We start from the raw sequence: 23,672 nt of genomic DNA on the forward strand, positions 1-23,672 counted from the left end.
GGTGTGGCGATCGCTAGCCTCCTTCCTATTTCAGCAGCCCTGTCCCTGTTGTGGTCGAGCCAGTCCCCAAACGATCTGTAGGGATTGTGAACGGCGGCTGAGGTCATGGGAAGTGCGCCAACGCCAACGCTACTGGCGGGGCAGTCTCCCCCTTTTTCCCTGGGGGTATTATCAGCAAGACCTCAAGCGGGCGATCGCCACCATGAAATACAACAATCACCCCGAACTAGGTACCCTCTTTGGCCAATGGTTAGCCCTGAGTTGGTTGGAAGCGAAGATCGCCCAACGCCTCCCGTTGCAGATTGTGCCTATTCCCCTCCATCGCCATAAATTGCAGAGCCGCGGCTTTAATCAAGCAGCGCTCATTGCTGAGGGGTTTTGCCGTGCCCTTGAGCTACCCCTTGCCCCAGTGGGACTAATCCGCCAAAGAGCAACCCAGTCCATGTTTCAGCTTTCACTCACAGAACGCCAAGCCAATCTTGAGAATGCCTTTCGCCTAGGGCAGGGGCTGCAGCGACGGCGCTGGCTCCTTTTGTGCGATGACATTTATACCACGGGGACAACGGCACGAACTGCAGCCGCAGTATTACGGGGGGCTGGCTACAAGGTCTTGGGGATCATCACCGTGGCCGTGGCGCTGCCGGATCAACTGGTCGATTCCACCGTGAAGGCAACCAACATCAAGGCTTCTGTCCACTCAACAACCGCACCATAGGTATCCCCCGTGTGACCGCCCAACTGCCACTGAAACCATGCCGGGATCAAGGGGATGAGGAGCAAACCAAAAAGCAATTGTCCGAAGGGAAGCGGTAGCAGGAAGCTGAGTAATAGCACCAGTAAACCACTCGGCCAAAAATCGCGGGGAAAGGCACAACTGGCTTTATGGATCTGACCCGTGCCTTGGGGTTTCAAATAGGGATAGCGGGCGATCGCCCACACCTGAGCAAGGCGCCCGATCACCAATACCCACACCAAGACCTGACCCCTCTCTAAACTGCTCAAGGCCGCTACTTTTAAGAGCAAAATGACGAGTCCTGCCATGACGCCAAAGGCACCCGTGCGGCTGTCCGCCATCACCTCAAGGCGCCGTTGTTGATCCCTGACGGCTAAACCATCGGCCGTGTCCATGGCACCATCCAAGTGCAATCCCCCAGTTAATCCTAGCCAAAGTGCCACAACCAAGACACTGGCCACGAGGGGGGGAACGTGCAAAAATGCCAGCAACTGGTGGGTTCCCCAAAGGAGTACGGCCAGCAATAGCCCGACCCAAGGACACCACTTGGCAGCTCCCGCCAATTGCATGGGGCAGTTAGGGGGAATGGGCAAACAGGTATAGAAGGCGATCGCCCCCAACCATTCCATCCAAAGGGTCTTCATGAACGGGTTTGAATTTGCGCCACTGTCCGCTGCTGGGGTTGCAGGGATTGAGCCACCCGCTGAATGTCCGCAGGGGTAATGTCATTAATGGCCTCTAAACGGGCAAAGAGTTGCTGCCAGCCGCCGCCTTTTACAGCATACTCCGCCAAGAGTTTGGCCATCCCCTCATTCGACATTAGGTTTTGCAGCAGTTCCATCCGCAGTTGCGCTTTTACCCGATCCAGCTCTGCCGCCGTCACGGGTGTTGTTTGCAGTGCCTTGAGTTCTTGGGCAATACCTGCCGCAAGGGCAGCCGTCGTTTGACCCGGTGCTGGTGCCCCGTAGATGAGAAAGCGATTGGGGTATTTATTACCGGGAAACCCCACGTAGGCTTGCACGTTGAGGGCTAATTTTTGCTCTAGGACAAGGGAACGGTAGAGACGGGAGGTGCGACCGCCACTGAGGAGACGTGTCAAAATTTCATAGGTGAGGTACGCGGGATCCCTCAAAGGTGGACAGGGATAGGCTTCAATATAGAGGGGTTGACTGGCCAATTCGAGGGTAATCTGCCGAGGTTCCGTTTGCGGCGGTTCGGGGGGAATGGCTGTGGTTTTGCCCGTGCCCTTGGGATAGCGACTAAAATAAACCTTGGCCAATTCCTTCACCTTCTGGGGATCAACATCTCCGACAAGCACCATGGTCATTTTGTCAGGTGTGTAATACTGGCGAAAAAACCGTTCCACATCGGCGCGGCGCAGGTTTTGAATATCCTCACGGTAGCCAATGACGGGTCGGCGGTAGGGATGCTGACGAAAGCTGGTGGCCAAAAAGGCCTCAAAGAGTTGGCCAGTGGGGGAATTTTCAGTGCGTAGCCGCCGCTCCTCAAGGATGACTTCCTTTTCTTGATAGAAGTCGCGAAAGACGGGTTCCAAAAAGCGTTCCGACTCTAGGGACATCCACAGTTCCAATTTGTTGGCGGGAAAACTGTAGAAGTAACGGGTGGCATCGGCAGATGTGGTTGCATTGAGACCCACGCCCCCGGCCTGCTGGACAATTTGGCCATATTGATTGCGAATCACATAGCGATCGGCAGCCTGCTGCACAGCGGCAAATTCTGTAATCAATGCCTGACGTTGCCGCTCATCCGTCGTGGCTTGCAGTTGCTCAAAGAGGCGATCCAGTTGGGCAAGTTTTTCTTTTTCAGCGGCATAATCCGTCGTCCCAATGCGGCGGGTGCCCTTAAAGGCCAAGTGTTCCAGATAGTGCGCCACACCGGTCTGGCCTTCCGGTTCATCAACGCCCCCCACATCCACGTAGGTGAGAAATGACACTATCGGGGCTTGGTGTTGCTCCATGACAATGAAGTGCATCCCATTGTCAAGATAGAATTCACTGATTTGATCCATGGCACGGTCAATGTAGGGGCGAATCGTTTGGGCGTTGGCCGGCAAGGAGAGGGCGATCGCCCCCAAAACAAGGCAGAGGAGAATTTGCCAGAAATAAACTTGCCAGTGGCGTTGCTGCCGCATCAACAAACCTAGTTGGCCTCCAGCCAGTTGGCCGCCGCGTAAATGTCCACCGCAAGGGGCACACTCAGGGGTACTGCTGTACTCATGACCTCGGGAATCGTAGTTTGCAGTTGTTCCCACGCCTCAGGGGTCATCTCCAACACCAATTCATCGTGGACTTGGAGCAGCAGGCGGACTTCTTCAGGGGAAAGTAGGGGAGCCAGTTTCACCATCGCACACTTAATAATATCGGCACTGGAACCTTGAATCGGGGCATTGGCTGCCGCCCGCAATAGTCCCCGCTCGTAATTGCTCATTTTTAGTTTACTGGGATCGACATCGGCTAGCGCCTCTAAAGGCTTGCGCCGCAGGGCTTGCAGTTCAGAACTCTGAAATTCAAAATAGCGCCGCCGTCCCAAAATGGTTTCCACATAGCCTTGGCTGAGGGCAAGCCGTTCCATTTGCCGCAAATAGTCAAAGACGCGTGGATAGCGATCGTAAAACCGCTGAATAAACACCTTAGCATCGGCCACACTCACCCCGGCCTCACGGGCAAACCGCTGTGCTCCCATCCCGTAAATGACGCCAAAGTTAATAATTTTGCCCAAGCGTCGCTCGCTGGAACTAATGTCGGTTTTTTCTAAGAGAAACTGAGCTGTGAGATGATGGACATCCTCCCCTTTTTGGTAGGCCTCTAGCAGGGCCGGCTCTTGACTCAGATGAGCAAGGATGCGCAACTCAATTTGGGAATAGTCCGCTGCCACCAGCAACCAGCCCGGCTCGGGAATAAAGGCGCGGCGAATTTGCCGACTAAACTCGGTGCGAATGGGGATATTTTGCAGATTGGGATTAGAGGAGGAAAGGCGCCCCGTAGCGGTCACCGCTTGGTTGAATTCCGTATGTACACGGCCTGTGTCCGGACGCACCAAGGTTGGCAACACATCCACATAGGTGGATTTGAGCTTGGCGAGGGTGCGATGGTTCAAAATGAGTTCAATCACAGGATGATCTCCCCGCAGTTTTTCGAGGGTTGCGGCATCGGTGGAGTAGCCCAGTTTTGTTTTATGGGTCTTTTTCGTATCTAACCCCAAAATGCCAAAGAGCAGTTCACTCAGTTGCTTGGGGGAGGCCAAGTTAAAGGGTTGTCCCACGGCATCCCATGCTTGTTGTTGCAGTGCTGCCAGTTGCTGTTCGAGTTCTTGGGAGAGTTGCCGCAAATAGTCACTGTCAATGCGAATCCCCGTAGCTTCCATTTCCGCCAGAATGGGTTCGAGGGGCAATTCCACCTCTAGGAGGAGTTGGCGCAGGCGGGGGGGCAAGTCGGCCTCTAGTTTGTCCTTGAGAAGATAGGTGGTATAGACATCGAGGCCACAGTATTGCGCTACCACCGCAGGGGGGAGATCCGCAAGGGTTTGATCTTTGCCCACCAGACTACGGTAGGTTTGGGCTTGAAGGGGCAGATAGCGTTGACACAGATCCTTGAGGTTGTGACTGGCTTCGGGATTAATCACATAGCTCGCCAGCATCGTGTCAAATACGACACCCTGTAATTGAATCCCCTGAAACCGCAGCACCAAGCGGTCAAACTTGGCATTTTGCAAGACTTTGGGGTAGCGATCGCCCTCAAGAATCGGTCGCAAAGCGGCGAGGGTCTCTGGTAGGGGTAGGTTCTGCCCCTCTTTGTGCCCCAACGGTAGATAGGCCACCTGATCAGGCGCTGCGCCCCAACAGCAGCCCAAGCCCACCAAGGCAGCATCGCGGGGGTTCAAGGCCGTGGTTTCCGTGTCCCAAGCCACGGGATGGTTCGCATCGGTACAGGTTTCTAACTGGGCGATCAGCCATTGCAGTTGCTCTGGCCTCTCAATGAGTTGCACATTCAAGGGGTCAGGGGTATCCGTCGGCGCAAAAAACCATGTTGCATCCGCATCGCTCTCTACATCCGGCAGTGTCCCCCCCAAGCGGAGGTGCCAGTCCTGAAGTTGCATCCGCAGGGCACGAAATTCCAAGTGATCCAATAGCTGATCCAGCGTTAGCCACTCAAAGGGACTCAGATGCAGTTCCTCTAGGGGCAGTTCCAAGGGGACATCGAGGATAATTTGAGCTAGGGTGCGGGAATGGCGGGCATCGGCCTCCCCATTGATCAGCTTCGTTCTTAGGCTAGGGGGCGTAATCTCATTAATGTGGGCGTAGATTTCCTCTAGCGTGGGGTACTGATTGAGTAACTGCACCGCTGTTTTTGGGCCAATCCCCTTAATACCGGGAATGCGATCGCTGGCATCGCCACAGAGGGCTTTATAGTCCACAATTTGCTCGGGCCAAACCCCCATTTTTTCCTTGACCTTGAGGGCATCAAAGACCTCCAGACCCTGCTTGCGTTGGCCAAGGGTATTCCCCAGATACAAGACCTGTACTTGACCTTCGCGATCAATCAATTGAAAGAGGTCGCGATCGCCACTGACAATGGACACCCGCCATCCTTGGGGTCGCAAGCGATGGGCCACCGTACCAATCACATCATCGGCTTCATAGCCCGGCTGACTCAACAGGGGTAGACGCAGTGCCCGCAGCAACGCCTGCAAATTGGCAATATCGGTAATAAAGTCCTCGGGCGTTTCTGCCCGCCCCGCCTTGTAGTTTTCGTCGGCTGTGTGGCGAAATGTCGGCTCCCCCAAGTCAAAAGCAATGGCCACATGATCCGGCTGCTGCTGCTCCAGAATCTCCAGCAGCGTCTTAAGAAAGCCAAAACACACACTAGTGGGAATCCCCGTGGAGGTACGCAACCCCCCCTCTCGCCCCTTACTAAAGGCGTAGTAGGCACGAAAGGCCAAGGAATGACCATCAATGAGTAAGAGATTGGCAGAAGGCATGGGGACAGGAAACGGCGGGGGATAACTTTTCCATTATTCAAAAAATTGGTCTAAAACCCCACCCCTGAAAATGGCAGCGTATCAACGGCTAAAGTCACGGCGTTTTTGGCAGAAGGGCAAAGCCACTAGCATTGCCAAGATGAGAATGCTTTGATCGCGCCAATGGCGTTGCACATCTACGGTAAACATGTAGCCTTGATCTCGTTGGAAGCGGCTGATAATGCCTTGGGCTTCATTGATGGCACGACTGCGTTGGCGGTTCCACTCAGAATATTTTAGTTCCCACTCATCCATGGCTGCCTGATAGGCTTGCAGCCGTTGCAGATAGTCTTGGAGCGCTGCTGGATCATTGGGGGGATCGCCCGGAGACTCTGGCCGCGGCGGTGCGGGTTCATCCACTTCGGGGACATACTTGGCGCGGATACCGGGGAAGTTACAGGTCTTAAAGAGACCGGGACCATAGCACAGACAAAAATCCCGCTGCATCTCCTCGGTCATTTTTTCCCGTTCCTCCTCTGGTTCGCGCCAACAAGGGTCATTGGCAATGTCATCCCCGATGCCTGTGAGCTTGACCATCGCCTCAAAGGGCCACTTAATGACCGTCAGATGGTTAATAATCTGCCCCGGTAACCCGAAGGAAGAAACGGGCTGAATCCCGCCACTAAAGATAATTTGGGGCACTAAAAACATCAGCACCAGCAGCGGCACAATGTTCTGGCTAGGGGCAAAGGCAGAGACTAAAAGACCCATCGCCATACCGCCAAAAATGGCAAGGGCAAGGGTGACGTACATGGCAAAAGTAACCCCCCAATCTCCCGGTAAATCCACCGCCAGCTTTGTCACCGCAAGGTAAGTGGCCGCTTGATAAAGAGCTAGCCCAAGGGCGATCGCCCCCTTGGAGCCAATGTAGGGCAACAGCCGCAGGCCAATCATCCGCTCCCGCCGATAAACCTCCACCTCCTTAACCAATTCCCGCATCGTTGTCATTGCGCCAATCATGACGGCAATCAGACTGGTGACAAAAATCATCGTCAGGGCTTGACCCGCATTCCCCGTTTCCGGATTAAAGAGATCCCGCTGCCAAGAAACAAAACTCAAACTCCCCAAGAGGGGGGCTATTAAGAGGGTCAGCAGCAGGTTACTGCGATCTTGGCCAAGAATTGTGAGATTGCGGCGGGTGAGAATGAGAAATTGTTGCCAAGGGGAGATTTTCGACTTGGGTTCACTGCTGCGACGGGATTTGCCCTTGGTGCGCCGTTGACTTTCATCGGGCATGTGAGCTAGCACCTGCTGTCGCCCGACCACATATTCCTGATAGAGGCGCGATCGCCGGTAGGCTTCCTCTAGTTCTGCCGAAGTGGGGGCATTGGGGTTTTTCTCTTTGTCTAGGGCACGATAGATGCCAGAAAAATCCTCGAGCTTAATGCCACTAAAGCGATCGCCAAAGGTAGCTCGGAAATAGGGCAGCAGTTGATCAGGAGGACCAAAGTAGGCCAGCCGGCCGCCCTCCGCTAGATAGATCACCAGATCACACTCCCGAATATTTTGGGTGGCGTGGGTAATGATCAGAATCGTTCGCCCCTGATCCGCCAACTGCCGCAGCAAAAACATCAGGTCGGCTTCCGTGCCCGGATCTAAGCCAGAGGTGGCCTCATCGAGGAAGAAGAGACTGGGTTGCGTGAGCAATTCGGCACCAATACACACCCGCCGCTGCTGACCGCCACTGAGGCGGGAAATGGGCACATCGCGACGATGGTTCAGTCCCAATTCTGTTAACACCTCGGTCACCCGCTGTTGGCGTTCCGCTGGGGTTGTATCGGGGGGCATGCGTAGTTTTGCCGCGTATTCCAAGGCTTGGGCGATCGTCAGTTCCTCGTGGATGATATTCTTCTGCGGTACATAGCCCAATTGCGCTTGAAAGGCCTGATAGTTGCGGTAGAAATTTGTGCCATTGACCAGTACCGTGCCCGTTGTTGCTGGCCGCAGTCCATTGAGGGCATCGAGGAGCGTTGACTTGCCGCTACCACTAGGCCCCAAGATGGCCACAAACTCCTTGGGCATGATCGATAGCGAAATATCGTGGAGAATTTGCGTTCCCTTGCCCACCACCTTACTGAGGTTGATGGCATCTAGGCGCATGTGACCCGATTCGGCATATTGGGTCAGGGTTTCATCAACATTGAGGACAAGGCGATCGCTACCAATGCGAATACTGTCCCCCACCCGCAGCAGTGTGGGTTCTTCTACCTCGCGGCCATTGACAAACGTGCCATTACTCGACCCCAGATCCGTGAGCAGGAAATCGCCATTGCGGCGCTCAATTTTGGCGTGGTGACGGGACACCGTTGGATGCTCAATCACCAGATCATTGCTTGGATCGCGGCCAATCGTGAACGTGTTGTATCCCACCAGCGAAATCGTCTTCACGGGGACAGTGGATGTCGCATCGGCCTCAGGAATCGCCAGTACTGTTGCTGTGCTCAACTCCGTCGCGGGGCTAAAGACAACGGCATGACGCTCTGTGTCAATGCGATCGGGCAACTCCTGCCCCACATAGGTCAGCGTCACAAATTCCATCAGGGCATAACTCTCCCCGATTCCCAAATGCACATTCATTGCCGGCTGCGGGTCACTGAGATCTACCACCTGCAAATGCTGATCCGCAAAGCGTAATTTCAAGTGGCAGGGCAAAAGTTCAGGGGTATCCACCACCACATCGCAGGCGGGATGGGTGCCTAAAAGCGTCGTTTGCTCCTGTAGCCCCCAGCGTTGCTGCCATGTTTTGGTGCGCACTTCAATCACAGGGACTTCAGTCTCTTTGCTGACCTCAGTGGTACGGGGTTGATAGTCGTGGTAGTGCCAGATGAGGCGAAAGCGCACAGCAGAGTTGCCCAGCGTTATCAAGTCGCCATCTTCAAGGGGAATGGGGGTATTGGGCACAACCGGTTGGCCATTGAGATGGGTGCCCGCTTTACTGCCGAGATCTACGAGGTGAACTTTCCCTTCTTGCCACTCCAAGAAAGCGTGGTAGCGGGAGACGGAAAGATCATTGAGGACAATGTCATTATCGGGGGCACGGCCAATTTTGAGGCCGCTGGCGGGTAGCTGAACCCCCTGCTCACTGACGGATTTGACAAGTTCTAACCATGCTGTTTGAGTCATGACCTTGGGGCAAAGGGGCTTGATGCCGGTCAGTTTACTGGATTCTGGCCGATCTGACAAAAGACGCCCGCCAAAGCTCAACCGGCGCAGAAACCTATCATTATTGCGAGGAGGGCAAAGAAGGCATCGGCAAATAACTCGCCACCTGTGACCATAGAAACTGTGCTTGCTCCCACAGGCGATCGGGACCAATACCAAAAAAGAGTTGCAACAGGAAAACAATCAGGGCAATTTTAATCGCCGTACCGAGAGTGACCTTGAGGACAGTGATCAGCCAGCGGAGCACGAACCAACTGATGGCGATCGCCCCTAAGGTGATCAGGATTTCAGTCACGGTCATCGCCGCACCAAGATATCTTGGCCATGGGTATCCGTGCCGCAGGTCTCCAGCAACTGGTGTTCAACGGCCAAAGCATGCACAAGGGCGGTTGTTTCAGGGGTGGGTTCCCACACATCGGGATTGCTGTAACAGTAGTAGGTTTCCACCCCATCAATCCCCCGCGCCACAGCTGCAGGAATCAATTGTTCAGCAGGCAAACGATAGCGCGCCGGGTGTGCCAAAATCGCCAAGCCTCCTGCTTCATGGAGTGCGGCAATCACCCGTTCTGCCTGTGCCAAGTCCCCTTGGGGGGCAGTGCCCATTGTATAGAGATGCAGGATCGGCGCATAGGGGTCAAAGCCATAGCCCAGAATATGCACCTCAGTACCCAAGAGTTGAGCCGTAATTTCAATGCCCGTGTAAACTTGGGGGCGATCCGTTCCTGGATAGGCTTCTACGTAGGTTCGAGCCTGAAAATAGCCCTCTAGGGCATGGTGATCGGTAATGGCAAATCCCTTGAGGCCATGGATCATTGCCTGTTGCGCCACTTGCTGCGGTGTCAGTTGCCCATCGGAGCAGATGGTATGGAGATGAAAGTTATAGCGATAGGGACAACTGGTTGCCGTCAACATCCGAAAGAGACCACGGAGAGTCTCAGCCTGCGTCACCATCAGTGCAGCAAGGGTCATAGGCATTACCAAATCTTACGCTGTTACCTCTTTAATATAAACTTTCTTTAAGAAACGAGAGATAAAGATTCCTAATAGGGCGATTTATGTACCTCGATGGGGTGTGCTAGGATACAAGTTGGCTCGGAATCATGCGATCGCAACGCCTCAACCTTGTCAGGTCCGGAAGGAAGCAGCAATACGGGATGCTTGCGGTAGGCGTGATCTCCGGGTCACCCTCTTGAGACCTGCGAACGATTCATGCCTGTCACTACCCTTAGCCTCCCCCTCGATGAGATTCGCTACGATGAACGGGGTTTAGTGCCAGCAATTGTCCAAGACTATTTGGACGGCACCGTGTTGATGCTGGCGTGGATGAATCGGGAATCGCTACAGAAAACCCTTGAAACCGGTCGTACGTGGTTTTGGAGTCGTTCGCGCCAAGAACTGTGGCCCAAGGGCGAAACCTCTGGCCATGTCCAGTGGGTCAAAAGTATCCGCTACGACTGCGATAGTGATGCCCTGTTGTTAACAGTAGAGCAAGTGGGCCAAGTCGCTTGCCACACGGGGCAGCGCAGTTGTTTCCACCGCCATGGGGAGGCCGGACAACGGGTAGAAGACCCACCAGCAGATACCCTTTCGCAAGTGTATAACGTGGTCTGTCAACGGCGCGACTTTCCGCAGCTACAGTCCTACACTTCCAGCCTGTTCACAGCCGGTGATAATAAAATTCTCAAGAAGCTGGGCGAAGAAACCGTAGAAGTGGTGATGGCCTGCAAAGACGATGACCCCGAGGCGATCGCCAGTGAGGTAGCGGACTTGTTTTACCACACGCTAGTTGCCCTTGCCTATCATGGGGTGTCCCTGCGGCAGGTCTATGAGCAGCTTCAGTTGCGGCGGCGCTAGTTGCTTGCCGTTTTCCTTGTCAGCACTGGCTCAACGTCGTTAAAGTGCTAGATACAGGTAATTTACATAACTATACAAATGGCAAAGCAGGTGGTCGTCATTGGCGGCGGCATTGGGGGTCTGACCACAGCGGCATTGTTGGCACGACGGGGCTATCGGGTTCAGCTGTTTGAGCAGGCAGCCCAACTGGGGGGCTGTGCCTCCACATTTCAGCGGCGGGGTTTTACCTTCGATGTTGGCGCCACCCAAGTGGCTGGCCTTGAGCCGGGGGGGATTCACGCGGCGATTTTTGCTGAATTGGAGATGCCTCTGCCAGCAGCAACCCCCTGCGATCCTGCCTGTGCGGTGTATCTGCCGCAGGAAATGACGCCCATCAATGTTTGGCGCGATCGCGATCGCTGGCAACTGGAACGTCAACGCCACTTTCCCCACAGTGAGCGGTTTTGGCAAGGCCTTGAACACCTCTTTGCCATTAGTTGGCGATTTCAGCAGCGGCAGCCCATTTTACCCCCGCGCAATGGCTTTGATCTGTGGCAATTGGTGCAAGCCCTGCGTCCGGAGACGCTTCTCACGTTGCCCTTTAGCCTGATGACGGTGACCGATTGGATGCGTCTTTGCGGTGTCGGGGGCGATCGCCGGCTGCGGCAATTTCTGGATCTTCAACTCAAGCTCTACTCCCAAGTAGATGCCAGTGAAACCGCACTCCTCTATGCCGCCACCGCCCTCTGTCTGTCCCAAGACCCCCACGGCCTCTACCATCTCCACGGCAGCATGCAGGTGCTCAGTGATTTACTCGCCAATGCCTTGCAGCGCGATGGCGGTCAAATTTACACCCGGCATTTGGTGCGTCACATTGAAGTCGAGCGGGGGCGTGCCGTCGCTGTCCAAGTGGAGAACCTGAAAACAAAAACCTTGCACCGCGTTGCAGCGGATCACATTGTGGCCAATGTCCCTGCCCAAAACCTGCCCCAACTCCTTGGCGATGCCATTCCCACTGGCTATGCCCGCCGCCTCAAAACACTGCCGCCGGCCGCCGGTGCCTTTGTGATTTACCTTGGCGTTAAAGAGGCCGCCATTCCCGAAAGTTGTCCACTCCACTTGCAGTTTCTCTACGATGCGGAAGGGCCGATTGGCGAAAATAACTCCCTGTTTGTCTCTGTGAGTCAGCCGCAGGATGGGCGTGCCCCCAGAGGCTATCGTACCCTGATTGCCTCCAGCTTTACTGAACCGAATTTTTGGCGTCAGCCCGACTTAGACTATGCCGCCACCAAGGCGCAATACACCCAAACAGCTCTTGAACACCTCGGGGAATTCTTTGATCTGCGGCCTGAGCACATTGTTCACTGTGAAGCGGCGACCCCCCGCACCTTCTGGCGCTATACCGCGCGGCTAGATGGCATTGTCGGGGGCATTAGTCAACGCCTGAGCACCTTTGGCCCCTTTGGCTTGGCCACCCGCACCCCGATTCCTCACCTGTGGTTAGTGGGAGATTCCGTGCATCCGGGGGAAGGTACGGCCGGTGTCAGCTATGGTGCCCGTGCCCTTGTGCAGCAACTGCTCGCCAATGATGCCTAAGGGATTCCTATTTTGGTGAAAATCACTATAATAGAGAGACTCGTTACCAATTGCGAAAGGAACCCACTGCCTGTGTTTGCGACTCTCGCTGCCCCCCAACCGTCCCTGCCGTTGGATTTAATTGCGGCCATCCAAGACCTGAAGCGGGAACTGAATGCAGTGATTCTAGCCCACTACTACCAAGACCCCGCCATTCAAGATGTGGCCGATTACATTGGTGATTCCCTTGGGCTGTCGCGGCAGGCCGCCAGTACCAATGCCGATGTCATTGTTTTTGCTGGGGTGCATTTCATGGCCGAAACCGCCAAGATTCTCAACCCCGATAAGCTGGTGTTGCTGCCGGATTTGGCGGCGGGCTGTTCTTTGGCAGACAGTTGTCCTGCGGACGCCTTTGCTGCTTTTAAGGCGCAGTATCCTGACCATTGGGTGATTTCCTACATTAACTGCACTGCTGAAATCAAAGCCCTGAGTGACATTATTTGCACCAGTTCTAATGCAGTGAAAATTGTGCAGCAGTTGCCTGCGGATCAGCCCCTGATTTTTGCCCCCGATCGCAACCTTGGCCGCTATGTCATGGCACAAACCGGACGGCAGATGGTGCTGTGGGACGGCAGTTGCATTGTCCATGAAACCTTCTCCGAGCGACGCATCCTCGAACTCAAGGCCGCCTACCCCACGGCCCAGGTGATTGCCCACCCCGAATGCGAAGAAGCCGTACTCCGCCATGCCGATTTTATTGGTTCGACAACGGCTTTGCTCAACTATAGCCAACGCCAAGATCACGATACCTTTATCGTTGTCACCGAGCCGGGGATTCTCCACCAGATGCAGCGGCGCAACCCAGAGAAAACCTTTATCCCTGCGCCCCCTCAGGATCAGACCTGCAATTGTAATGAGTGTCCCTTTATGCGCCTGAATACCCTCGAAAAGCTCTATTTGTGTATGCGCGATCGCCAGCCCCAGATTGAACTACCAGAAGACATCCGCCTTGCGGCGCTCAAACCCATCCAACGCATGCTGGAAATGTCCTAAACCAAGGGTGTCAGCTCCCTTAAATCTCAGCAACTGCTCGCTCAATCAGGCGACGAGCTAGGGTCTGAACGCCCGTATGGTAGTAGTAGTTGGTGCTCATGTCCAAAAAGGCTCCCAAGTAGTCGAGGTTATCCTTCGAGAGTTCAATAAAGCTTTGCAGACTATTGATCACCTTTTGCGGCGTTAACTCGTGGCTGCTGACAAATTGATGCATCCACCCCTGCACGGCATTAAAACTTTCGACAATAAAGCCCAATTGACCGCTGGGATTGCCCCCCGGCACGACACTGCCAATTGCTTTGAAGGTGGGGTTTTCCTGTAGATCATTGGGTTGCAAGCTTTGCAGTGTGCCCAAGCATTTGAGCAGAAAGTCAGGCCCTAGGGGAATCAGGCCATCAAAGCAGATGAGGGCGGCCATCCGCATCAGGGATTCACCACTGTAGTCGGCAAGGGCACGCAGGAAGTCGCCGAGGCTGTCACCGGGAATGCCATTGATTTGACAAAAGGCCAGAATTTCCACAATCAGCTTAATGCTGAGATCAATGGACTGCGCCCGCTCTGGCTTGGGTGTCATTTTATCCAAGAAGCCGAGGAAGGAAATTTTCTCGCCCACTTTGTTGGCAAGGGCAGCCGCTCCTAGGAGAGCATCGGTGTTGTCCACGGTTTGATAGAGCCACAGTGCCCGCTGATAGCCTTGGGATTTGTCATTAAAGAGCCGCACGGCGCGATCGCCAATTTGGCGGATCAAGGCAGGATCCGTTTCTCCAGTCACATGGCGGATCGTGTTATCAAAACCAACGATATTTTGCCACTGGCCGGGAATGATGAAATCCAAGGACTTGAGGGCCATAACGGTGATGCCCCCAGTGGGGAGTTGATCAACAATTTTATAGATAGCTGCGCTCACGGTGGTCTCCTTAGGGGGCAAGTTGGGCTAAACCAGCAAGATCAAATTTTTCAATCCATTCGCGGCGATCGCTGGCGGTAAAACTGGGATCACGGGAGAGTACCTTCACCTGATAGCGGTTGGCCACCAGAATGGCCGTTTGTGTGGTTCCCACCTCTACTGCTGGATAGCCAGCAATCTGCATCGTACTGTTTTGAAACTTGGCGGCAGCCTCAGGGGTGCTAATCGTATCGGAAATGGCCAGCATCGCTAGTTCTTTGCCCTCTTTTTTCAGCTTAGCCTCGGCAAAGCCCTTTTTCTCTTGGACATAGATGCGCTCAAAGCCATTCCCCTCGGGCGGAAAGAAGCGATTAAATTCACTGCCTTGGGTGGCTTCACGACTCACTGCCGGTGGTGCATTGCGCTGAGTGCTTTCCTGTTGCACCTGCTCATAGGGAGAGGGCGGGGTAGGGGCGCAACCGGTAATGAGAAGCGTCAGGGCTAAAATAAGCGCAGTCAGCCAGCGTGCCATGTGAATCCCCAAGACAACAAGCCAATCATAGCCTAGAGGGGGAAGCCACAGCCCTAGTTTGATACTTTGTTAATTTCTGCATTAATCTCTTGCCACTCGCGATCGCTCAAGGGTTCCGGGGTCAGTTTCACTTGCCACTGCGCCTCAAAGGCGTCCAAGAGAGCCGTTTGCACCACCTCTAAAGGGGGAAGGGACTGCCGATGGGGAACACTGCCAAATACCTGCTGCCATAGATCGAGGTCAGGGGTCAGGACAATTGAACCATGCTGCAGGACGCGATCGCCCCGCCAAGCTTGGGCACTACCAATGACTTTCTCGCCCGTAGGTAAAACCAAATCGGCCACGGTGGCTTGGGCAAAGCAATTGATCGGCGCTTGAGAGGAATAGGGGTCTTGTCCCAACTGCAGAGGCCACCCTAGGCGCTCAAACCCCACCCTCAGGAATTGACACAGATCGGTATAAACCTGTCGCCGCCGTTGCCCCAACCCCCACACCACTAGACTGTAGGTGAGATCCCCTTGGTGCAAAACAGCCCGCCCCCCCGTGGGTCGCTGCACCAGTTCGATGGCTTGCCCCTGCCAGGGCAGATGTTGCCAGTGCTCTGGAATTTGCCGCTGACTGTAACCAAGGGAGATGGCGGGCGGTGACCAAGTGTAAAACCGCAGACAGGGGCGATCGCTAGACTGCCACAACCACCGATCCACCGCCATTTGCACTTTTCCCGGCGCCCCAAAGGGGGGAATATAACGCCACTTCATTCAGAAGCTGCTTCTGCCGGATGGTAGGCTGCCGCATCCCGCCGACACCCCATATAGGCAAGGATATACAACTCCTTCAGGTCTTGAATCAGCGGATAGCGAGGATTTGCCCCCGTGCACTGATCGTCGAAGGCCAGTTCGGCCATGCTTTGCACCTGTTCATAGAAGGCTTGATCCTCACTGTTGAGGGCTTCCTTAATGGTGGCTGGAATCTCTAACTGCGCCTTCAGGTCTTCAATAGCGGCAATCAGGCGCGCCACTTTTTCCTCTGGAGTGCTACCACCCAATTCAAGAAAGTCGGCAATTTGGGCATAGCGTTCCTTGGCCTGGGGATACTTGTACTGCGGGAAGATTGCCTGTTTCAGGGGGGCATCCGTGGCGTTATAGCGGATGACATGGCAAATCATCAGCGCATTGGCAAGGCCGTGGGGCACGTGGAAGGTGGAGCCAAGTTTGTGGGCCATCGAGTGGCAGACCCCCAAGAAAGCATTGGCAAAGGCCATGCCGGCGATCGTGGCGGCATAGTGAACTTTCTCGCGAGCTTCTGGGTCAGCCGCCCCCAAGCGATAGGCACGGGGTAAGTACGTAAACAGCAGTTTGATTGCCTCTAATGCCAGTCCCTCAGTAAACTCCGTCGAGAGCACCGATACATAGGACTCCAAGGCATGGGTTAGGGCATCAATGCCGCCATAGGCCGTGAGTTTCTTGGGCATGTGCAGCACCAAGTCGGGATCCACAATCGCCATGGTGGGCGTGAGGGCATAGTCCGCCAAGGGGTATTTAATCCCCACGCGATCGTCGGTAACCACTGCAAAGGGCGTCACTTCGGAACCCGTCCCCGAGGTCGTGGGAATTGCCACCATCATGGCTTTTTGACCCAAGGGGGGCAGTTGATACACCCGCTTGCGAATATCCATGAAGCGCATGGCCAAGCCGTCAAACTCCACCTCTGGATGCTCATACAACAGCCACATCACCTTGGCCGCATCCATGGGTGAGCCACCCCCCACGGCAATAATCACATCGGGCTGATAGTCTCGCAGCAGTTCTAGGCCGCGATTCACCGTACTCAGGGTCGGGTCTGGCTCCACTTCATGGAAGATGTCGTGCTTGATGCCCAGTTCTTCGAGGGTGTGCACAATCGGGTCAGTGATCCCCAAGTCAAAGAGGGGTTTATCGGTAACCAAGAAGGCGCGTTTTTTCCCTTCTAGCTCTCGCAAGGCAATGGGTAGGCAGCCGGGTTTGAAGTAAATTTTCGGCGGCACGCGGAACCAGAGCATATTTTCGCGGCGATCGCTCACCGTTTTGATATTCAACAGGTGATGGGGACCGACATTTTCCGACGTGACATTACCGCCCCACGTCCCACACCCCAAGGTCAGCGAGGGATCCAACTTGAAGTTGTACAAATCCCCGATCGCCCCTTGGGAAGAAGGGGTGTTAATCAAAACCCGTGCCGTCTGCATGCGGTATTTGAAGTAGGCAATGTCATCTTGGTTGCGGGGATCGGTGTAGAGCACAGAGGTGTGCCCCATGCCGCCAAAATTCACCAACTGTGCGGCAATTTCCACCCCTTTATGGAACTGGGGTGCCCGATACAAGGCCAAGACGGGACAGAGTTTCTCATAGGAAAATGGCTCCTGCGACCCCACTTCACTCACTTCACCAATGAGTACCCGCGTTTCTGGCGGCACTTGGATATTGGCCATTGCAGCAATAGTGGCTGCTGATTGACCGACAATCGCAGGATTGAGGCGACCATCCTTCAGGAGCAGTTGTGCCACCCGCTGCCGTTCCTCAGGGGAGAGAATGTAGCCCCCCCGCCGTTGAAACTCGGCTTTGACCGCGTCATAGATCTCATCAACGACAATCACCGCCTGCTCCGAGGCACAGATCATGCCATTGTCAAAGGATTTACTGAGGAGAATCGAACTCACCGCTGTGGGAATATCGGCTGTGGCATCAATGAGCACCGGGGTATTGCCCGCCCCGACCCCGATCGCCGGATGACCAGAGGAATAGGCGGCCTTCACCATGCCTGGCCCACCCGTGGCCAAAATCAGCTTGATCTGCGGGTGCTGCATCAGGACTTGGGAGAGTTCAATGGTTGGCTCATCAATCCAGCCAATAATATCGCGGGGTGCGCCAGCGGCGACTGCTGCATCCAACACCACCTTGGCTGCGGCCACCGTACAGACCTTTGCTCGGGGATGGGGCGAAAAGATAATGCCATTGCGAGTTTTCAGGGCAATCAAGGCCTTAAAGATGGTCGTCGAAGTTGGGTTCGTCACCGGCACCACACCGGCAATGATCCCCACGGGTTCAGCAATTTTTTGGATGCCAAAAATGGGATCATCCTCAATTACGCCGCAGGTTTTCTCATGTTTGTACTTGTTGTAGATATATTCCGAGGCAAAGTGATTTTTAATGACTTTATCTTCGACAACCCCCATGCCCGTTTCGGCAACGGCTTGTTTGGCAAGGGGAATCCGCGCTTGGTTGGCCGCCATGGCCGCTTGGTGGAAAATGTGATCCACCTGCTCTTGGGTAAACTGAGCATACTGGGTTTGTGCCCTTTGGACGCGCTCAATGAGTGCTTCGAGATCGGCAATGGTTTGAACGGGTTGAGAATGAGTTAAGGCTTGGGCAGTCATGGGCGACTCCTGAGGAAAGAAATTTCTTAAATGGGCAAGTTATTGAACGTTGAGATCATATTCACGGAAAAGGGCGATCGCCCGTTGGACATCTTTGGGACTCGCTGCCGGCGTATCAAACAGTTCATAGGGCAACCCTAATTGCTGCCATTTGTATTCCCCCATTTTGTGAAAGGGCAACACCTCCACTTTCTCCACGTTACGCAGACCCGCCACAAATTGCGCCAATCCCCGAATATTTTCGGGATCATCCGTCAGCCCCGGTACCAAGACAAAGCGGATCAACGTCGGTTTGTGGATCTCATCTAGGTACTTGGCCAACTCCAAGGTGGGGGTAATCGTGACACTGGTGACCCGCCGATAGGTCTCCGGCAGAAAGGATTTAATGTCCAGCAGAACCAGATCCGTTGCCGCCACAACCGGTTTAGCCGCCTCCAAGACCACATAGCCCGACGTATCTAGGGCGGTGTGCAATCCTAATTCGTGGCAGCGCTCAAAAATTTCACGCACAAACTCCGGCTGCATCAGTGGTTCGCCGCCACTAACCGTTACGCCCCCTTGGCGCAGATAGGATTGGTAATGCTGAATATCGGCAATCAGTTCATCCACGGTTACGAGCTTGCCCTGATGGGGTTCGCGGCAGTCGGGATTGTGGCAGTACAGACAGCGCAGTGGACACCCTTGGGTAAAAATCACATAGCGAATGCCGGGGCCATCTACCGTGCCACAGGTCTCAACGGAGTGAATGTAACCTGTCACCTTTTGTTTTTCGGGTTGTTTTTCAGGGAGTATGGAAACCATCATTGAAACCTCGGTGACAACAGATTGCTTGAGATAGCGTTTATGGATTTAAAGAGAACTTTCTAAAAAATTTGCTAAAATTTTAATCGCTTAAGAAAGTATCCCAGTTAACAAAAACTCTGTTTTCAATTCCTCTCTACGTCTTGCCTACGGCCTAGGGGGTACATCTGTTATGTAGCCATTTTGAACGTGCTCCATTCTTGGGAAAAGAGCAGTACAGTGCTGCGCTTGGTAAAACTATAATTTCAGCATAAAAGCAGAAACACAATTTGCCCGCTGTCTTAATTAACTTTTAGGATTGGTGGTTGTTTCGCAACGTTGCCTAACTTAATAAAGAGTCTTTAAGTACACCCCTATTGGTGGGCGATCGCTTGCTCAAAGCTTGGAAAATATCAAGATTGAGGCTTTTGAGGACTTGTTCAATCTTGTCTTTATTCTACAAAATTCTCTTGATCTAGGCCAATTGTGTGATTAGTGACAAAGTAGCTCTACTCGCCCTGCGATCCCGCACATTTGCGGGCCTCAAGCACGGCTGCATGTAAGGCTGCTTCCAGTTGCTGGGTCAATTCCTGTGCCTGTTGTTTGAGGTTGCCCTCGCGCTCAGCGGGCGTCCACAGGGGCGCTCCAATCCAAAGGGCTACCCGCGCACGAAACTGCGGCTGTGGATCGTAGGCAATGCCAACGGGAAAAATCGGCAGGGGGCGATCGGCCTGCAAGACAAGACGGGCAAGACCGGGCTTCAGGGGACGTACTACCTGATCCGGCACAATCCCACCCTCGGGAAAGATCACTAGGGGCTGACCTGCATTGAGAATCTCCAGCACATGGCGCAAACTACTGGGCTGAGGACGGTTGAGGTTCACAGCAAAGGCACCCAGACGACGGATAAACCAGCCCTGCACCCCGCCAAACTCGATCGCATTGGTCATAAAGCGTAGCGGATAAGGCCACACCAAGGGCAAAATCACCGGATCCCAACGGCTACAGTGCTTGGGGGCAAGCAAGAAATGACCCTCCTTGGGCAACTGCTCGCGACCGACAATCGTAATCCGCGAAAAGTAAAGGGGCAAAAATAGGCGATGAATTGGCCATAACCCCCAATAGAGCCACGGTGAGATATGAGATGTGGTGGGTGCCGTTTTTTTATGGCGCATCCGTTCTCCTCTGTAGCTGCCCCCACTACAATAGTAGGCCTGTAGCCCCTTGCCACTGTCGAGGAACAAGCCAATGTCGCAGCCGACCCATCGCTTTAATCTCCGTGTTTGGGGGCAGTTTCTGCGGATTGCCCAACCCTATTTCTTTCCCCGCGATCGCTGGGGCAGCAGTGTGATCTTTATCCTGCTGCTTTTTCTGGTCATTGCCCTCATGTTTGGTGTTCTCTTTGGCCTGACAGCAGCTATCACCTTTGGCCTCAATGCCCTTGCCCCCGAACTGATGGGACAAATTGCCGGCGGTCTCATGGAGATGATTCAATCCCTGTGGGCACAGCCCCTTAGCCGTAGTATTCTGCTGGGGACGGTGATTCTCCCCTTGGGCGTCTTTGCGCTGCTGCGGCAACCCCTGCTGCCTCGGTGGCAAGCGTGGGCACTCTTGGGGTTACTGCTGATGCTTTCCCTCTCCGTGAGTGGCCTCAACGTGATCATTAGCTTTGTCGGGCGCTTCTTCCAGACGGCACTGGCGGAGAAAAATGCTGAAACCTACTGGCGATTCCTCTTGGTGTATGCTGGCGTTTTTGTGGTGGGGACGCCGATTGTCGTCATTTATCGCTACGTGCGCGAATATCTAGGGTTGCGCTGGCGGGATTGGCTCACCCGTCATTTTTTGGATCGCTATTTCCAGAATCGAGCCTACTACACCATCGAAAACCAAGGCGAGATTGATAACCCTGATCAACGGATCACCGAGGATATCCGCTCCTTTACCCAAACCTCACTCCAGTTTCTACTGATCATTCTGGGCGAAATTATTGACCTCATTGCCTTTAGTGGCATTCTCTGGAGTATCTCCCAAACCCTAACGCTGACCTTGGTTGGCTATGCCATTGTCGGTACGATTGTGACCGTTTTGATTGGACAACGCCTGATTTGGCTGAACTTTAACCAACTGCGGCGCGAAGCCGATTTTCGTTATGGCTTGGTTCATGTGCGCGATAATGCCGAGTCCATTGCCTTTTATCGCGGTGAAGGCCAAGAGTCGGTGCAGGTGCGTCAGCGCTTTCTCGAGGTGCTGCGGAACTTTAACCTCTTGATTGGTTGGCAGCGCAATCTGGAGTTTTTCACCACGGCCTACAACTACTTTGTGGTGATTGTGCCAGCAGCTGTGGTTGCTCCCCGCTACTTTGCTGGTGAGATTGACTTTGGTGCTATTAGCCAAGCCAGCTTTGCTTTCTCGCAGGTGCTGGGGGCACTCTCAATCATTGTGAACCAGTTTACGAACCTCACGGGCTTTATTGCGGGTATTGAGCGTTTGGCAGAGTTTGATGAGGTTTTGACAACGCCCCCAGTGCCCCCCCAATCCCAAATTCAATTGGTGGAGAAGTCCTACATTGCCCTAGAACACGTGGCTGTGGATACACCGAACTTGGCACGGCGGCTGGTGGAAGATGTCACATTTGCCCTTGAGGCGGGGGAAAGTGTGGTGATTATGGGGCCGAGTGGGGTGGGTAAAAGTTCGCTCCTGCGGGCGATCGCTGGACTCTGGCAAAGTGGCAGTGGCCGTATTATTCGTCCCCCCGTAGATGAGGTGCTCTTTTTGCCCCAACGCCCCTATATGGTGCTGGGTACGTTGCGCACCCAACTGCTCTACCCCAGTGGCGATCGCCAAACCCCAGACGATGTGCTTTTGCACGCCCTTAACGAAGTCAACTTGGCACATTTGCCGGATCGCGTCGGTGGTCTGGATGTGGAATTAGCGTGGGATGATGTGCTGTCGCTTGGGGAACAACAACGACTGGCGATCGCCCGCCTGCTGCTGAATCACCGCCCCTACGCCATTTTGGATGAAGCCACCAGCGCCCTAGACTTAGCCAACGAAAAACGGGTCTATGAGCACATTCAGCGCACCACCCGCAACTACATTAGTGTTGGCCACCGTGAGAGCCTGATGCAGTACCACAAGTACGTTTTAGAACTCAAGGGCGATCGCGAATGGAAATTTTATGCCCTCAGTTAGGTATCGCCGTAGCGGCACACTGTTTTAATATTGACAAACTCCAACAGTCCTGCCCGTCCCAGTTCACGGCCATAGCCAGAGGTCTTGATCCCGCCAAAGGGCAAACGTGGATCCGACTTGACCATCGCGTTAATGAAGACAGCACCCGCTTCGAGATCCCGCACGAGGATCTTCGCTTCATCGCTCTCCTGTGTCCAAGCACTGGCGCCTAAACCAAAGGGTGTGGCATTGGCCAGTTCGATTGCCGCAGTTAGGGACGGTACCCGAAAGAGCATCGCCACAGGTCCAAATAGCTCCTGATGAAACACGGGGTTATCTGGAGTGACCTCTGCCAACATCGTCGGCGCAAAGAAATACCCCTGCTGACAATGGCTCGGCAGATCAAGGTTGCGGCGGTAAAAGACCTTGGCACCATGGGCAAGGGCAAGTTCAACCTGGGCGTGGAGTTCATCACGGATGGCGGCAGTAGCAAGAGGCCCCAGTTGTGTGGTGGGTTCCAAGGGATCGCCAATTACCCACGTCTCGAAGGCAGCTTTCATGCCTTCGGCAAAGGTGTCATAGACAGCCTCATGGACAATAAAGCGTTTAGCCGCAATGCAGGATTGGCCATTGTTAATCATGCGGGCTTGGACAGCGGTGGCGATCGCCTGAGGGATATTGGCACTGGGCATGACAATAAAGGGATCACTTCCCCCCAGTTCCAGAACGGTTTTCTTGAGGTGCTGACCTGCTGCTTGGGCTAAACTTTTGCCCGCTGCTTCGCTGCCCGTGAGAGTCGCTGCCTTAATACGCGGATCCGCCACCAGATCAGCAATGGCACTGCCGGGAATCAGCAGGGTTTGAAAGACCCCCGCAGGAAAGCCCGCTTCCCTCAAGAGCTGGGCGATCGCCAGCGCGCACTGAGGCACATTAGAAGCATGCTTGAGCAGAACCACATTCCCCGCCATCAAGGCCGGTGCCGCAAAGCGAAACACCTGCCAAAAGGGAAAATTCCACGGCATCACGGCCAAAATAATGCCAAGGGGCTGGTAATGAATCGCGCTGTAGCTTGCCTCTGTGGGAATTAATTCAGGCCGCAGGAAAGCTGTCCCCTGCTCGGCATAGTAACGACACACCCACGCACATTTGTCAATTTCAGCCCGCGCCTCTGTCATTGGTTTACCCATCTCAAGGGTCATGAGGCGAGCAAGCGCATCCCGCTGCTGTTGCAGGAGATTTGCTGTGTTTTCTAGCCACTGGGCACGCTGCTCAAAGGCTGTCAGACGATAGGTCTCAAAGGTCGTCGCCCCTTGGGCAATCGCCCTCTCCACTTCCTCAGCTCCTAAGGGGGAAAAAGTTTTTAAGACCTCAGCGGTTGTGGGATTAACCGACGCGATTGCCATGATTAAATTTCCCTATCTGGCTGACGCCAGCGATCGCTAGCGCCTAGGACGTGGGTTCAGTATGCTAATTCTAGCGTTTGTTACAGTCCCCATCC

18 protein-coding genes and 1 other RNA gene are annotated in these 23,672 nt (G+C 54.3%); 6 read left to right on the top strand and 13 right to left on the bottom strand.

Features of this window, described 5'->3' with window-relative positions:
- The first annotated feature begins 1 nt into the window (after position 1).
- The gene (locus tag RHH27_RS03200) at positions 2 to 715 is read left to right on the top strand and encodes a ComF family protein (RefSeq protein ID WP_302676842.1); all 714 of its coding nucleotides are present in this window, start codon (positions 2 to 4) and stop codon (positions 713 to 715) included.
- Here the strand turns inward: RHH27_RS03200 and cobS are convergent.
- The 6 genes from cobS to RHH27_RS03230 all read right to left on the bottom strand — a co-directional run bounded on the left by cobS (position 646) and on the right by RHH27_RS03230 (position 9,901).
- A complete protein-coding gene (cobS, locus tag RHH27_RS03205) occupies positions 646 to 1,377 on the bottom strand; it encodes an adenosylcobinamide-GDP ribazoletransferase (RefSeq protein ID WP_302678826.1) in 732 nt (243 codons plus the stop codon). The genes RHH27_RS03200 and cobS overlap by 70 nt on opposite strands.
- Positions 1,374 to 3,005 (bottom strand): pitrilysin family protein, encoded by a 1,632-nt coding sequence (locus RHH27_RS03210; protein WP_302678827.1) that lies wholly within the window; start codon positions 3,003 to 3,005, stop codon positions 1,374 to 1,376. Before RHH27_RS03210 ends, cobS begins: the two co-directional genes overlap by 4 nt.
- Positions 2,894 to 5,731 carry a DNA polymerase I gene (gene polA / locus RHH27_RS03215; RefSeq protein WP_302678828.1) on the bottom strand — a complete coding sequence of 946 codons (2,838 nt, stop codon included), beginning with the start codon at positions 5,729 to 5,731 and terminating at the stop codon, positions 2,894 to 2,896. The genes RHH27_RS03210 and polA overlap by 112 nt, the downstream gene beginning before the upstream one ends.
- Before the next feature lie 81 nt (positions 5,732 to 5,812).
- Entirely contained in the window at positions 5,813 to 8,893 is a 3,081-nt protein-coding gene (locus RHH27_RS03220; RefSeq protein ID WP_206201045.1) for an FHA domain-containing protein, read from the bottom strand.
- A gap of 100 nt (positions 8,894 to 8,993) precedes the next feature.
- Positions 8,994 to 9,233 (bottom strand): hypothetical protein, encoded by a 240-nt coding sequence (locus RHH27_RS03225; RefSeq protein ID WP_206201046.1) that lies wholly within the window; start codon positions 9,231 to 9,233, stop codon positions 8,994 to 8,996.
- Complete coding sequence (locus RHH27_RS03230) at positions 9,230 to 9,901, bottom strand: PHP domain-containing protein (protein ID WP_225901640.1); 672 nt, start codon at positions 9,899 to 9,901, stop codon at positions 9,230 to 9,232. Before RHH27_RS03230 ends, RHH27_RS03225 begins: the two co-directional genes overlap by 4 nt.
- A gap of 120 nt (positions 9,902 to 10,021) precedes the next feature.
- On the opposite strand from RHH27_RS03230, the gene ffs reads away from it, so the two are divergent.
- The 4 genes from ffs (at position 10,022) to nadA (ending at position 13,393) form a co-directional block, all read left to right on the top strand.
- Positions 10,022 to 10,118: signal recognition particle sRNA small type (gene ffs, locus RHH27_RS03235), an RNA gene on the top strand.
- A gap of 23 nt (positions 10,119 to 10,141) precedes the next feature.
- The gene (gene hisIE, locus RHH27_RS03240) at positions 10,142 to 10,786 is read left to right on the top strand and encodes a bifunctional phosphoribosyl-AMP cyclohydrolase/phosphoribosyl-ATP diphosphatase HisIE (protein ID WP_149820934.1); all 645 of its coding nucleotides are present in this window, start codon (positions 10,142 to 10,144) and stop codon (positions 10,784 to 10,786) included.
- A gap of 78 nt (positions 10,787 to 10,864) precedes the next feature.
- Positions 10,865 to 12,361 (top strand): C-3',4' desaturase CrtD, encoded by a 1,497-nt coding sequence (crtD, locus tag RHH27_RS03245; protein ID WP_302678829.1) that lies wholly within the window; start codon positions 10,865 to 10,867, stop codon positions 12,359 to 12,361.
- Positions 12,362 to 12,433: 72 nt separating this feature from the next.
- Positions 12,434 to 13,393, top strand: coding sequence for a quinolinate synthase NadA (gene nadA / locus RHH27_RS03250; protein ID WP_206201049.1), 960 nt, complete (start codon positions 12,434 to 12,436; stop codon positions 13,391 to 13,393).
- Positions 13,394 to 13,412: 19 nt separating this feature from the next.
- Here the strand turns inward: nadA and RHH27_RS03255 are convergent, their stop codons facing one another.
- The 6 genes from RHH27_RS03255 to RHH27_RS03280 all read right to left on the bottom strand — a co-directional run bounded on the left by RHH27_RS03255 (position 13,413) and on the right by RHH27_RS03280 (position 20,178).
- Complete coding sequence (locus tag RHH27_RS03255) at positions 13,413 to 14,300, bottom strand: hypothetical protein (RefSeq protein WP_302676834.1); 888 nt, start codon at positions 14,298 to 14,300, stop codon at positions 13,413 to 13,415.
- A 10-nt stretch (positions 14,301 to 14,310) separates the two neighbouring features.
- Positions 14,311 to 14,811, bottom strand: a complete 501-nt coding sequence (locus RHH27_RS03260) for a hypothetical protein (protein WP_302678830.1) — start codon at positions 14,809 to 14,811, stop codon at positions 14,311 to 14,313.
- A 53-nt stretch (positions 14,812 to 14,864) separates the two neighbouring features.
- The gene (locus RHH27_RS03265; RefSeq protein ID WP_225901641.1) at positions 14,865 to 15,569 is read right to left on the bottom strand and encodes a lipoate--protein ligase family protein; all 705 of its coding nucleotides are present in this window, start codon (positions 15,567 to 15,569) and stop codon (positions 14,865 to 14,867) included.
- On the bottom strand, positions 15,566 to 18,223 hold the full coding sequence (gene adhE / locus RHH27_RS03270; protein ID WP_302678831.1) for a bifunctional acetaldehyde-CoA/alcohol dehydrogenase: 2,658 nt from the start codon (positions 18,221 to 18,223) through the stop codon (positions 15,566 to 15,568). Before adhE ends, RHH27_RS03265 begins: the two co-directional genes overlap by 4 nt.
- A gap of 39 nt (positions 18,224 to 18,262) precedes the next feature.
- A complete protein-coding gene (gene pflA, locus RHH27_RS03275) occupies positions 18,263 to 19,027 on the bottom strand; it encodes a pyruvate formate-lyase-activating protein (RefSeq protein ID WP_302678832.1) in 765 nt (254 codons plus the stop codon).
- 485 nt (positions 19,028 to 19,512) lie between these two features.
- Positions 19,513 to 20,178 carry a 1-acyl-sn-glycerol-3-phosphate acyltransferase gene (locus RHH27_RS03280; protein ID WP_302678833.1) on the bottom strand — a complete coding sequence of 222 codons (666 nt, stop codon included), beginning with the start codon at positions 20,176 to 20,178 and terminating at the stop codon, positions 19,513 to 19,515.
- A 73-nt stretch (positions 20,179 to 20,251) separates the two neighbouring features.
- On the opposite strand from RHH27_RS03280, the gene RHH27_RS03285 reads away from it, so the two are divergent.
- Positions 20,252 to 22,195: an ABC transporter ATP-binding protein/permease gene (locus tag RHH27_RS03285; protein ID WP_206201056.1), complete on the top strand. Its 1,944-nt coding sequence runs from the start codon at positions 20,252 to 20,254 to the stop codon at positions 22,193 to 22,195.
- Here the strand turns inward: RHH27_RS03285 and RHH27_RS03290 are convergent.
- Entirely contained in the window at positions 22,192 to 23,577 is a 1,386-nt protein-coding gene (locus RHH27_RS03290; protein ID WP_302678834.1) for an NAD-dependent succinate-semialdehyde dehydrogenase, read from the bottom strand. The two genes, RHH27_RS03285 and RHH27_RS03290, sit on opposite strands and share 4 nt — an antisense overlap.
- Positions 23,578 to 23,672: the final 95 nt, after the last annotated feature.

The organism is Thermosynechococcus sp. PP555 (genome assembly GCF_031583225.1).
Lineage (GTDB): Bacteria > Cyanobacteriota > Cyanobacteriia > Thermosynechococcales > Thermosynechococcaceae > Thermosynechococcus.

Bases quoted from the DNA above. Each gene is read 5' to 3' on its own strand.
- RHH27_RS03230 (WP_225901640.1), bottom strand. From the start codon at position 9,901: ATGACCCTTGCTGCACTGATGGTGACGCAGGCTGAGACTCTCCGTGGT.
- RHH27_RS03280 (WP_302678833.1), bottom strand. From the start codon at position 20,178: ATGCGCCATAAAAAAACGGCACCCACCACATCTCATATCTCACCGTGG.
- RHH27_RS03260 (WP_302678830.1), bottom strand. From the start codon at position 14,811: ATGGCACGCTGGCTGACTGCGCTTATTTTAGCCCTGACGCTTCTCATT.
- crtD (WP_302678829.1), top strand. From the start codon at position 10,865: ATGGCAAAGCAGGTGGTCGTCATTGGCGGCGGCATTGGGGGTCTGACC.
- RHH27_RS03220 (WP_206201045.1), bottom strand. From the start codon at position 8,893: ATGACTCAAACAGCATGGTTAGAACTTGTCAAATCCGTCAGTGAGCAG.
- RHH27_RS03265 (WP_225901641.1), bottom strand. From the start codon at position 15,569: ATGAAGTGGCGTTATATTCCCCCCTTTGGGGCGCCGGGAAAAGTGCAA.
- hisIE (WP_149820934.1), top strand. From the start codon at position 10,142: ATGCCTGTCACTACCCTTAGCCTCCCCCTCGATGAGATTCGCTACGAT.
- pflA (WP_302678832.1), bottom strand. From the start codon at position 19,027: ATGATGGTTTCCATACTCCCTGAAAAACAACCCGAAAAACAAAAGGTG.
- adhE (WP_302678831.1), bottom strand. From the start codon at position 18,223: ATGACTGCCCAAGCCTTAACTCATTCTCAACCCGTTCAAACCATTGCC.
- cobS (WP_302678826.1), bottom strand. From the start codon at position 1,377: ATGAAGACCCTTTGGATGGAATGGTTGGGGGCGATCGCCTTCTATACC.
- RHH27_RS03290 (WP_302678834.1), bottom strand. From the start codon at position 23,577: ATGGCAATCGCGTCGGTTAATCCCACAACCGCTGAGGTCTTAAAAACT.
- RHH27_RS03285 (WP_206201056.1), top strand. From the start codon at position 20,252: ATGTCGCAGCCGACCCATCGCTTTAATCTCCGTGTTTGGGGGCAGTTT.
- RHH27_RS03225 (WP_206201046.1), bottom strand. From the start codon at position 9,233: ATGACCGTGACTGAAATCCTGATCACCTTAGGGGCGATCGCCATCAGT.
- polA (WP_302678828.1), bottom strand. From the start codon at position 5,731: ATGCCTTCTGCCAATCTCTTACTCATTGATGGTCATTCCTTGGCCTTT.